This is a genomic window from Nonomuraea typhae (assembly GCF_009760925.1).
In the GTDB taxonomy this organism is placed as follows: domain Bacteria; phylum Actinomycetota; class Actinomycetes; order Streptosporangiales; family Streptosporangiaceae; genus Nonomuraea; species Nonomuraea typhae.
Genome location: NZ_VRLV01000007.1, coordinates 298,867 through 311,072, shown reverse-complemented (window position 1 = coordinate 311,072; position 12,206 = coordinate 298,867). Strand labels below are relative to the sequence as shown.

The 12,206-nt window shown below is 70.7% G+C and carries 5 protein-coding genes; 1 reads left to right on the top strand and 4 read right to left on the bottom strand.

All coding sequences use genetic code 11. From position 1 onward, the window contains the following. The first annotated feature begins 38 nt into the window (after positions 1 to 38). Positions 39 to 1,139, top strand: a complete 1,101-nt coding sequence (locus FVE25_RS27355; protein WP_157249935.1) for an AI-2E family transporter — start codon at positions 39 to 41, stop codon at positions 1,137 to 1,139. On the opposite strand, the gene FVE25_RS27350 is transcribed toward FVE25_RS27355, so the two are convergent. From FVE25_RS27350 to FVE25_RS27335, 4 genes are all read right to left on the bottom strand, one after another. Beyond that, complete coding sequence (locus FVE25_RS27350; protein ID WP_281367899.1) at positions 1,099 to 1,854, bottom strand: alpha/beta fold hydrolase; 756 nt, start codon at positions 1,852 to 1,854, stop codon at positions 1,099 to 1,101. The genes FVE25_RS27355 and FVE25_RS27350 overlap by 41 nt on opposite strands. Before the next feature lie 62 nt (positions 1,855 to 1,916). After that, on the bottom strand, positions 1,917 to 2,675 hold the full coding sequence (locus FVE25_RS27345) for an SDR family NAD(P)-dependent oxidoreductase (RefSeq protein WP_157249933.1): 759 nt from the start codon (positions 2,673 to 2,675) through the stop codon (positions 1,917 to 1,919). Positions 2,676 to 2,763: 88 nt separating this feature from the next. Further along, positions 2,764 to 8,838 carry an RHS repeat domain-containing protein gene (locus FVE25_RS56415; protein ID WP_181019729.1) on the bottom strand — a complete coding sequence of 2,025 codons (6,075 nt, stop codon included), beginning with the start codon at positions 8,836 to 8,838 and terminating at the stop codon, positions 2,764 to 2,766. Positions 8,839 to 8,974: 136 nt separating this feature from the next. Further along, positions 8,975 to 12,121, bottom strand: coding sequence for a LamG-like jellyroll fold domain-containing protein (locus tag FVE25_RS27335; protein ID WP_157249931.1), 3,147 nt, complete (start codon positions 12,119 to 12,121; stop codon positions 8,975 to 8,977). Between the last annotated feature and the right edge of the window lie 85 nt (positions 12,122 to 12,206).

Here is a 12,206-nt window from a genome sequence, read left to right as displayed (position 1 = left end):
TTTGTTCTTGCGCCACCTTTGTCACATGGAGCCCCCCATTGTCAGCCGAAGTCGAGACCTCTCCCGATAAAGGCCACTCTCCCGATAAGGGCCATCAGTACGGCCTGCCGGGTAAACCGCTGGCCCGCGGGCCGTTCCTCTTCGGGCTGATCGGCGGCCTCGGAGTGCTGACGGCGATCGCCATCGGCCAGATGGTCGTGCGCTCCCTGAGCGTCATCATCCTCATCACCGTCGCCATGTTCCTGGCCGTCGGCCTCAATCCGGCCGTCGAGGCGCTCCAGCGGCGGCGCGTGTCCAGGCGGACGTCGATCGCCATCGTCTTCGCCGGGGTCATCGCCGCCTTCGTGTTGTTCGGCCTGGCCATCGTGCCCCCGGTCAGCCAGCAGCTGGCCGACTTCGTGCGGGCCGTACCCGGATATCTCACCGAGCTCGGCAACAACCCGACCGTGCAGATGCTGGAGCAGGACTACCAGATCCTCTCCCAGCTGCGCTCCTTCCTCACCGGAGCGGCGGCGACCACGCTGGCCAGCGGCATCATGGGCGCCGGGCTCGTCGTGGTGGACAGCCTCTTCACCACCGTGACGCTGCTGGTGCTCATGTTGTACTTCCTGGGCTCGCTGCACACCATCAAGGCGTACCTGCTCAAGCTCGTGCCGGCGTCGCGCCGCGAGCGCACCGGCGCCCTGACCGAGGAGATCCTCGGCGGCATCGGCGGCTACGTCGCCGGCAACGTGCTCATCTCGGTGATCGCGGGCGTGCTGAGCTGGATCTTCCTCACCATCGCCGGCGTGCCGTACGCGCTGGCCCTCGCCCTCATCGTGGCGATCACCGACCTCATCCCGCTCGTGGGCGCGACGATCGGGGCCGTGCTGGTGACCGGCGTGGCCTTCCTGGGCTCGGTGCCCGCGGGCATCGCCTGCGCGATCTTCTTCGTGGTCTACCAGCAGGTCGAGAACTACTTCATCTACCCCCGCGTCATGAAGCGCTCGGTGGATGTGACCCCCGCGGTGACGGTCATCGCGGCGTTGTTCGGCGGCGCGCTGCTGGGCATCGTCGGCGCGCTGCTCGCGATCCCGGTCGCCGCCGCGATCGCGCTCATCATCCGGGAGACCGTGCTTCCCCGCCAAGACCAGAGCTGAGGAAGTCGGCCACCGCGGCGTTGAACGCCTCCGGCTGCTCGACCGCGCTCAAGTGACCGGCCTTCTTGATGATCTCCAACCGCCCGTCGGGTACGGCACGCGCCATCGCCTCGGCGTCGGCCACCGGCGCGAGCTCGTCCTCCTCGCCCACGATCGCCAGCAGCGGAACCTTGAGCTCGCTGAGCGTGTCGAAGGAGTCGGGCCGGGCGGCCATCGCGCGCTGGGCCCAGGCGACCGCGGCGGGAGGCGCCGCCTGCACCAGCCCGCGCACGCGCCCGAAGACCATGGCCCGCCGCTCGCGGGTGGTACGCCCGATCAGTGCGGGCAGCACCTCCTCGATGAGCACGCCCGCGCCCTCGTCGAGCACGCGGCCGGCGATGCGTTCGCGGTTCTCCCTGACCGGCTCGGGGTCGGCCGCGGCCTTGGTGTCGGCGAGGATGACGCCGAGCAGCCGTTCGGGGTGGCGCCGGCAGAAGGCCATCGTCACGTATCCGCCCATGGACAACCCGCCGACGACCGCGCGTTGGATGCCCTCCACGTCAAGGAGGGCCGCGACGTCGTCGGCCATGGCATCGACCGAGGGCTCGTCGTCTCCGAGCCTCGATCCACCGAACCCCCGTAGATCAGGTGTGATGACTCTGCAGGTGGGGGCCAGTCCCTCGCGCTGGGCCAGCCACATGGCAGATGAGAGGGGGAAAGCGTGGAGCAGTACCACCGGGACACCGTTCCCGGCTGATCTCGTGTAGAGCTGCACGGACTCACCGTAGTCCGCTTCTCTCAGGTTGTCGTCAAACCGCCATCGATGAAGAGGACTTGGCCCGTCATATAGGCCGAGGCCGGACTGGCCAGAAATACCGCGGGATGCGCCATCTCCTCCGCGCTCCCCCAGCGGCCCATGGGAACCGAGGCGACCGTGGCCGCCCCTCCCGTCCCGTCCTCCCAGAGGTTCCTGTTGAGGTCGGTGGCGGTCCAGCCGGGGCACAGGGCGTTGACCCGGACCCCTGCGCGGGCCCATTCGAGCGCCAGCGACTTGGTGAGCGCGACCAGCCCCGCCTTGGCCGCGGCGTAGGGGGCCAGGAACGGCGCGCCGAGCGCGGCCACGGAGGCCACATTGACGACCGACCCGGTGCCCCGGTCCAGCAGGTGGGGGGCGACGGCGTGGCACACGGCCATGGCGGAGTCGAGGTTGAGCTTCATGAGCTTGTCCCAGCCGGACAGCCTCAGGTCCTTGAACTCGACCAGGAAGTTGGAGCCACCGGCGTTGTTGACCACGATGTCGAGGTGGCCCAGCTCCCGGAGGGCGGTCCGCACCGCCGTACCGGCTGCCTCGCGGTCGGTGAGGTCGGCGGGGACGACGACGGCGGCGCGGCCGAGCTCGGTGATCTCCTTGGCCACCTCGGTCAGCGTGTCGGCCGAGCGGGAGACCAGTGCCACGTCGGCGCCGGCTCGCGCGTAGGCCAGCGCGATGGCCCGCCCGATCCCTCTGGAGGCCCCGGTGACCAGTGCCTTCTTGCCGGAAAGATCGAACGCGCCCACAGCGGCCTCCTCCATCACGCGGAACAGAACAAGATTCTATCGGAACCGGCGCGGGGCCACGAGAGCCCCGCGCCGGCGGGAGAAGGCGTCACATGCCGCCGAGGAAGATGTCCAAGGCGTCGCCCAGACCGCCCTTGTCGATCCACCTGACGAACCTGCCGCCCGATTCGGCGATCGTGCCCGTCCTGGTGTTCTCCGGTTCGATCTTCTCCGGCCTGAAGACCTGCCGCTGTCCCTGTCCGGAACCGGTGGGCCTGATCAGGTTGGGCGGCGGCGGGCCGTCCGGATACATCTCCCCGTTGCGGTAGACGCTGACGGACCGCGTCGGCTGCGTGGTTCCGTCATTCCGGTAGACCTGCCCCTGACGCACCGGCGCCCGGCCCGACTTGGGCGGCGACGACCGCTGCACCGCCCTGTGGCTGGTCGGCCGCCAGGCCGGACGCTGCCCCTGCCGGAGCCCGGCGGGACGGTGGCCGGCCTGCCTGTTCCGCCTGGAGGCCGCCTGCGCCAGGCGGCGTCTCGCCGCCGCCTCACGGGCCTCCCGCTTCGCCTGCCTCCTGGCCGCGGCCGCGGCCCGGCGCTGGGCCCTCGCCGAGGCGGCCTTCCTCGCCCGCTCGGCCGCCCTCTTCTTGGCCTCCGCCTGGAGCTTGCGCCGTGCCGCCGCCGCGGCGGCCTTCTTCTTGGCCTCCTCTATGGCCTTCTTCCTGGCCAGCTCGATCGCCCTGCGCCGGGCCGCCTCGATGGCCGCGCGCCTGGCCGCCTCCCGCCTGGCCGCGGCGAGCGCCGCCCTCCTGGCGGCCGCCAGGGCGAGCCTCCTGGCGATGGCCTGTGCCGCGATCCTGGCCACGACCGCGGCCGCGAACCAGAACAGCTGCCCGTCGGGGTCGCTCGCGGAGACCGGGCTGTTGTTGGCGTAGGCGTAGGCGTTGAGCTGCTGCGGATCGGCCTCGTCGATGACCGGGTCGACCGAGATGAACCGGCCGTTCCTGGGGTCGTACTCACGGGCGCCGAGGTGAACGAGCCCGGTCGTCGGGTCGTTCGTGCCCCCGACGAATCCGCGCTGCCCCGGCCACCACGCCGGTGGTGTGCCCCGCTCCTCGCCGAACGGGCTCAACCTCCGTACGGCCAGCTCCCCGGTCCCCGCGTTCACCGCCGCCTGGGCGGTGCCCTGGTGGTCGGAGGCCAGGAAGGACACCTTGTTGTCCGGCGTGCGCACCGCGATGGGCTGGTCGTTGATGGTGTAGTAGCGGGTCTGCTCGACCGCGTCCTTGGCGTGGTCGAAACGCAACTCCATGTCGTCGACGTAGAGGGTGGCGTCGGTGGGCGTCTTGCGCATCAGCCGGTCACCGTCGGCGTCGTAGACGAACGACGTGACCTTGCCCGCCTCCGTCACCGACTCCAGGTTGCCCTCGGCGTCCCAGGCCAGGCTCTGGTCGGAGTTGCCGACCTTGCGCCTGGTGGTGTTGCCCGCCGCGTCGTACTCGAAGAGGTCCGTCCCGACGCTCTGCAGGGCGTGCGGCTGCTTGCCGCCCGCCGCCGGGTAGGTGAAGCCGCGCACGGACTCGGCCTTGCCGCCCCAGGCGTGCTTGGTCTCCTTGATCCGGTTGCCGGTGGAGTCGTAGCCGTAGCTGGTCGCGTACGGAGCCACGCCGCCGATCGTGCCGGACTGCGGGGTGCCGCCGGCGCAGTCGTCGGTGGCCGTCCAGGCCGAGGTCATGCGGCGCAGGTGATCATAGGTGAAGCACTGCGTGTCCTGCCCGCTCGCCCGGTCGGCGATCTTGGTGATGTTGCCGATGGAGTCGTAGGAGTAGGCGAGGTCCAGATCGGCGGAGGAAGCGGACTCCCGGTCCAGCCGCATCCGGCTCATCCTGCGGGTGCTCTCCTCGTGGGTGAAGGTGAGCCAGCTCTTCTGCCCTCCCGTGCTCAGCTCGTGCTGCAGGGTCTCGCCCAGCTTGGAGTAGCGGGTCGCCGTGACGTACGAGGACAGGCCGGTCACCTTGGTGGGCTGGCCGAGCTCGTCGTAGGTGTAGACGACCGATTCTTCCGGCAGGCCGCCGGCAGCCGGGAAGCTGACCGACTGGACCTGGCCGTCGAGGGTGTAGCGGGTGTTGAGGAGGTACGACCCGGCCAGCTTGCCCTCCCGCGGGGGGATGGTGACCGTCTGGCGGAGGGTGCGGTACGCCGAGTCGATCGCGTTGATCTCCGCCTTGTACGCCTCACCGCCCGCGTACCGGATGCTGGCGTACTGGTGCCCCTTGGCCAGCAGGTCGTACTTCCACTCCGCCAGCAGCGGGCCGGTGACCGAGCCCTCGTGCAGCTCCTTCTTGCGGCCCAGCTGGTCGTAGACGTAGGCCAGGGTCCTGCCCCGGGCGTCGGTGGAGGTGAGCAGCTCGTCGTCGTCGTTGTAGGTGAACGTCGTGACGCCCTTGTCCGGATCCTCCGTCTTGATCTCCCGGCCGCGCACGTCGTAGTGGTGCCGCCACACGTTGCCCGCGTGGTCGGTGACGGAGGCCAGGCGGCCCGCGTCGTCATAGGCGTACTTGGTCGACTCGTACGCGCCCGTCGGCGTGGTGCCCTTGTACTGCCGCAGCTCGATCAGCCGGTCCTCGGCGTCACCGATGCGGGTGGTGGCGGCGCCGCCCGGAGGCGGCGTGATGTGCACCCGGTCGCCTTCCTTCGTGGCGGTGGCCCGCCACTTCTCGACGCCCTTGGACTTGAAGACCTGGGCGCCGAGCTCGCCGCTGCCGTCGTAGACGGCGACGATCTGGGTGGGCACGTCCGTGTCGGACACCCCGAGCAGCTGCGTCGACGGGTCGCCGGTGCTGAAGTAGCCGTTGTTGGACTTGGCCTTCTCGCCGAGCGAGTTGTAGAAGGTGTCGGTGATCGTGCGGCCGTTGCGCAGCGCCGGATCCTGCGTCTGCTCGTCCACGGGCGCGGGCTCCTGGGTCTGGCGCTCGCGCAGCAGGCCGTCGTACAGCTCGTGGCTGGTGGTGTAGCCGCCGTCCTCGCGCAGCGTCTTGGTGGTGACAACGCTGGGGGCGTCGGTGCGCACCAGGTAGCTGTACTCCGTGTTGGGCGACTGGCCCGCCGCCTTGCTGCGGTCGTGCTGCCAGACCTTGACCACGCGGCCGAGCGCGTCGTGTTCCATGTCGACGCGCCTGTTGTTGGCGTCCACCTCGGCCACGGATTCGCCCCAGGCCGGCTCGATGACGCTGCGTTCGACGTGGCCGAGCGCGTTGGTCTGCACGACCTCGGTCGCCTGGGCGCCGGTGGCGGGGGTGTAGACGGTGGTGGCCTTGACGTTGAGCGCGTCGGTCTCGCTCGTCTCACGCCCGTACACGTCGTAGGTGTGGGTGGTGTCGGTGATCGTGCTGCCGTCGGCGGCCGCGAGCTGCTGCACGGTGGTGACGTCGCCCTTGACGGGCGCCTGGCCGTACGGCTTGCCGTCGAACTGCACCCTCTCGTCGGAGATCACGTCACCGGCGGCCAGCGTGGACAGAGCGGCGCCGCAGCCCGCGGCGACCTTCTGGACCCTGTTGGCGTAGTCGAGCATCCAGGCCGTGTCGTTGCGCGCGTAGGTGTAGCGGGTGCACTGGTCGTCGTCGGCCGTGGCCAGGTCGCCCTTCTCGTCGACCTGGGTGAGCAGGCCCTGCGCGTTGTACGCGCGCTCCTCCCCGGTACGGCGCCACGCGCCGCCCGCCAGCGCCGTTCGCGTGACCATGGACTTCGGCTGGACGACGTACGCCTGCTTGGTGACGCCGCTCCGGGTGGACTCGGCGGTCTTGAACGACCACGGCGTCTCGGCGCTCGCGGTGAGGATCGCGCCGCCGTCGCCGTCGTGCAGGATCTCCTCGCGCTCGAAACCGGCGAACTGGTCGAGGTCGTCCACCTTGCCGCCCTCGGTGTCCACGACCTGCACGCTGCGCTTCGAGCCGTCGGCCAGCCGGTCGCCGTGCATGCCGCGGAAGAACCTGAACTCCTTGAGCGTGCGCCTGCCGTCCTGCCCGTCGCCCTCGTGGACGCGCACCCTGCCGAACCCGCGCCAGTCCGACCAGGTGCGGTGCTCGGGCTTGATCAGGATGTTCTCGGCGTAACGCCAGGCCGCGCCGTCGAGGTACTCGTAGTCGGTGACCACGTTGGGAGATCCGGCGACCCGGTCGACCTCCACGGTCTGGGCCACGACGTACTTGTGGAACCAGTCCGTCACTTCGGTCTCGTTCGCCGGAGCCCAGCGCTGGGGGAAGCAGCGCAGGGTGTTGCGGTCGGCGGCGGGCAACGCGCCCGGCGCGCAGTTGGCCGGGGCGTAGTTGACCCGCAGCTCGCCGCCGTTCTCGTTGTTCACCGCCTGGACCCGCCATTTGACGAGCGGCGCCCGGCCCTCGTTCGCGTCCACCCGGTTGGGCAGCTGTACGCCGGTGAAGGTGATCGGGGGCAGCGTGAGCGTGCCGCCGACGTGCCCGCTCTGCTGGATCCTGGCCAGCCACAGCGAGGGGCTGAGCCCGTCGCCGGTGGCGGGGAAGGAGTGCGTGAGCGTCCAGGAGTCGACCGCGCAGTACTGCTGGCCGCCGCACTTGGTCGTGGCCGGGTCCAGGATCTGCGTGGTGACCTTGGCCAGCCTCTTACGCGTCCAGAACGTCGGCGCCAGCCGGTTCGTGCAGCTCTCACCCGCGTTGCAGACCTGGTCGAAGGGGACGTCGGGCCAGTGGGCGGCGTTCTCCTTCTTGAACTGCTCGGGCGCGCAGGTCACCGCCCCGCCGGGCACGCAGCGCTCGGCCACGTCGAAGATCACCCGGGCGGCCGGTGACCTGGTGAACAGCTCGTTCTGCAGATAGCCGTAGTCGATCCTGGTGAGGTAGGCGGCGCGCGTGTACTCCGTGCCCAGCGCGGCGCTCATGCTGCGGCCGTAGTGGTTCTTCTCCACCTCGTACCAGTACGTGGTGGCGTTGCCGTGCGTGTCGGCCGCGAGGTCGAGGTTCCACCGGTATGCCTGGCGGCACCAGGCGTTGGCCGGCGTGCTCGAATAGCACGGCTCGCCGCTGTTGTTGCCGAACACCGGCACGGTCTGGACCGACTTCGTCTCCGGCTTGCCGGTGGCCCAGCCGGGCAGGCGGTTGAGGCCGAAGGTGTACTGGGTGCCGTCCTGGGTGGTGACCCGCCAGTACTCGCCGTCGTTGTCGCCGTTGACCGCGCCCTTGAGCAGCTCGATCCGCGTCCCGTCGTCGCGCTTGGGCCGCCACTGCTGGGTGGTGGCGTCCTTGACCAGCTCGACGGAGGAGTTGCCGAGGGAGAGCGTCGCGTTGTCGTGGTCCCAGCACAGGTCGCCGGTCTTCTTGCCGTCGAGCATGCAGGACTTGTAGCGGCGCTCGACGTAGCCGCTGGGGTTCAGCTCGAAACCCTCACCGGCCCAGGACGGCTGGTTGTTGGTCGAGGCGGTGCGCCCGTCCACGCTCTGCGAGGAGTAGCCGAGCGACAGGTCGGGTTCGTCGCCGCCCAGCGCGGGCGGCGTGCGCAGGTCGTAGCTCCAGGAGAAGTCGCCGGACTGGGTGCCGACGCTCCAGTCGGCCGAAGGCGACAGGGAGGTGGCGGCGTGGTCGCCCGACGGGCCGGACGCGGCGGCCGTCACCGCGTAGAGCGCGGGCGCCTCCACGGTCGCGCTGAGCTTGCCGTTCTTGGCGTCGTTGTCGCTCGGCACCGCCTCGGGCGCCGCGCAGTTCGCCGGTACGGCCTGCAGCGCGCACTCGGGCAGCTTGACCAAGCGCAGCCGGGCGCCGTAGTCGCCGCCGTAGGCGTAGCGGAAACCGGAGTAGTCGATCTCCAGGCGGGTCTTGGCGCCCTTGGCCGCGGCCACGCCCTGGCCGGGGCTGACGCGCAGGGCCAGGCCGTACGATCCGGTCTGCTCCAGGACCTCGACCTTCACGGGCGTCGAGGTGCTTGCCGCCAGCCGTACGGGAAGGGTGCCCGCGCCGGCCGCGCTGACCTCGGCGGCGCCGGCCTTCGGCCAGGTGACGGCCGGTGGCGCTGTCCAGCGCTGTTTCTCGGCCGGATCGGGGGTCTTCGGCCTGACGGGGACCTTGCGGCCCGGGACCGCCGTCTCCCTCTGCACGTCCGGCGCCGACCGCGAGACGGCATGGGCGGGCAGGGCGTTCACCAGGGGGGCGACCACCGCGACGGCCAGGACGGCCGCCAGCCGGCGGGGCCACCGGGACTCCGGCTTCGGTGACTGAAAACGATTCCAGTGGGATTCTGGCGGATCTAACTCACTCGATAAACCCATGGACCTTCTCCCGAATCGATGGGGACTACTGCGCTGCCAGTTGCGAGATGTGCTCGGCGCTCAGGACGCCGTCGTACACGCGGACGTCATCGACGATCCCCGGCCAGTAACCGGTGAAGACCCCCGCCTTCTTGGCACGGCCCAGGTGCAGCGGGCCCAGGGCGTTCCACGCGCTCACGTGATCGGTGACCGTGGCGGCCGACAGGCGGCCGTTGACGTAAACGCGCATCTGTCCATCCAGGGGGTCGTAGACCCCGGCCACATGGGTCCACTCCAACGGCACGGGAACGGCGTCGGAGCGCGTGATCGCCAGCGCGGCGGTGTCGGTGTCGGCGGTGGCCATGCCGAAGGCCCACCGCCCCTGTGCCTTGTCGAATCCGAGCTGGAAACCGCTGGCCCGGTTGCCGCTCTGTGAGACTGCGGTGGTGTCGTGGGCGGGAAGGTAGTCGAGCTGGGTCCAGAAGGCGACGGTGAACCCGCCCCTGGTGCTGACCGCGGGCGCGGTGGTCTCGGCGTGGCCGCCGGAGCCGTCGAAGGCGAGCGCGTCGTCCAGCCAGCCGGTGGTCCAGGACGCGCCGCCGCCCAGCGTGGCGGGCGTGGCGCGGCCGGAGGAGTCGGCGGCGGTCGCGCCGGTGCCGTCGTCCAGCTTCCAGTGGCCGACCAGCGTCGCGGCGCTGTGCACCAGCTCGGCCACCTCCTCGGCGAACATGGCGCGGCCGTGGACGCGCACGTCGTCGAGATCGCCGGGGAAGTACTCCGCGCTTCCGGCACGGCCGATCGTCAGCGGGCCGGTCGAGTCCGCGGGCGTGCCCGCGACGGTGGACTCCAGGCGGCCGTTGACGTAGAGGGACAGCCTGCCCGACTCGTAGACGCCGGTCAGGTGGGTCCATTCGTTGAGCCTGGGCGCCTGAGCGGACAGCGCCTTCGCCAAGCCGCCGGTCAGCGCCCAGCGGTCATTGGCCTTGGAGTACTGCAGGGAGAAGCCGCCCTGCTGCGCGAGCGCGGTGGAGGTGGCGTTCGCGCTGGTCAGCTTGACCCAGGCGGCCACAGTGAAGTTCCGGGCCGTGGAGATGACGGGCGCGGCGGTCTCGGCGTAGGCGCTGACGCCGTCCAGGCGCAGGCCCGCGCCGGTCTTGCCGGTCGTCCACGCGGCGGAGCCGTACAGGGTGGCGGGGTGCGGGGTGGCGGCGGCGTCGGCGGCCGTCGTGCCCTGGCCCTCGTCCAGCTTCCAGTGCCCGTCGGGGGGCGTGCCCGCCTTGACGTTGAAGACGTAGCTGCGGATCGGGCCCAGCTGGCCCGCACGGTCCTTGCTGCGGACCGACAGGACGTTGGGGCCGTCGTGGCGCGGTGTGAGGACGACCGTCGCCGCCGGGCCGGGCACCTCGACGTTCGGCGAGGTGTCCAGGCCGTACACGTAGGCGACCACGTCGGGGACGCCGTTGGGGGCGAAGGTGAACGTGCCCGCACGGCCGACGCCGTCGCTCCAGCCGCCCTCGGCGTAGTCGGACGAGGTCACGACCGGTTCCTTGCCGGGCGCGGTGGAATCGACGGTCGCCTCGCACCACGGGCTCCAGGCGCTGGTGGCCCTGCCGTCCTCGGCCCTTGCCCGCCAGCGGATCACCGAGCCGTCGGTGTAGGCGCCCTGCGGGATCACCGCGTAGTAGGCGCCGTTGTTGCCGCCTAGGCCGGTGACGTACTCGCCGATCTTGGTGACGCCGTCGGCGGTCCACCACTCGAAGCGGCCCTTGACCGAGTTGTCGGCGTCCTTCAGCCGGGCCCACAGCTTGGGCGTGACCGTGCTGATCGTCGGGCGCGCGGTGCCCGTGGCGCAGGCGCCGCCCGGATCGGACCAGACGTCGGCGGCGACCGGGTTGCCGGGGATGGAGTTGTACTCCACCACCAGGGCCGGGTTGTTCTTGAACTTCTTCCAGGCGTAGACGTCGCTCTCGCTGGCCGCCCGGAGGCCGACCGTGATGTTGGGCCACTTCTTGGCCGCGGCGTCGGCGACCTGGGAGGTGACGTCGAACTCGACGCCGCCGGGCGCGCAGGACGCGCTCCAGCCCTTGGCAACGTTTACAGAAGACAGCTTCCTGACCCAGGCGGGCTGGTTGTCCCAGGTGGTGGCCCTGCCGATGGGGTTGGTGGCCCACGCCTCGACCACGCGCGCGCTGCAGGAGTACGCCCACGTCTCGTACGTCCGGAGCGTGGCCTTGATGATCTGCTTGCCGTGGATGGTGGCGCCGGTGTTCATCTGGAAGAACGACCGGTTGGTCTGCGTCGAGGAGATCTTGCCCACTCTGGCGACGTCGCTGGAGTTCAGGTAGTTGGAGTCGGGCCAGTTCTTCCACACCGCCGTCCAGGCGCCGCGGGCCGCGGAGAAGAACGGGTCCAGGTAGACGGGGTAGCGGGTCTTGGGGTCGGCCAGCATCGCGCGGTCCGGCTTGAGCCGCAGGGTCCGGCCGGCCAGTTCGGCGGCCATGATGGACTGGCGGCCGTCGTGGGCGGAGGAGTCCCACATGGTGGGCGTGGCGGCGGTGAAGACGGTGCCGCCGTCGCGGTCGACGGCTTCGAGATTGCCCGCCTTGTCGGACTTCATCGACAGGCCGGTGGTCGCGAGCGGGAAGCTCACGTCGGGCAGCTTGGCCGCCGCGGCCCTGGACTTGACGACGAGCACGTGGGAGAAGCCGTCCACGTCCGCGGTGACCTGGAGGTCCACGCCCGGCATGACCTCGGGGTAGGTCGCGGTGCCGCCGTTCAGCGTGGGCGTGGGCAACGCGCCGGGCCAGCCCAGCTCGAGGGTTTTGGCGCCGCGCGACATGCGAGCCAGCGGTCCGGAACCGCCGCCGGAGAACGTCAGGCCCACCGCGGTCGCGACCGGGGCGATGGTGCCGTCGGCCGCCTGCTTGAGCGTCGTGTCCACGGGGGCCCACTGGCCGGCCTGCCGTACACGCACCGGCCGCACGTTCAGCTCCATGACGTGCGTGCCGTCGGGCTGGGCGAAAACCTGGCGGGTCTCGCTGCGCATCGCCTCGATCTCGACCCGCTGTCCGGTACGGCGGGCCTCCGCCACCTCGGCGACCGGCGCCTCTTCCGCTGCCGGGGGCTGGGTGAGCGGCCCCGCCGAAACCCCAGTGACCAGAACCGCCGCAACCAACCCACGAACTAAGTGCATCCGTTCACGCCCTTGCCGAACCGAGAGGCCGCGCGGGCTATGCCCGGCTTGTCCACGATCTTCACTTGACGAACGGATTGTCACC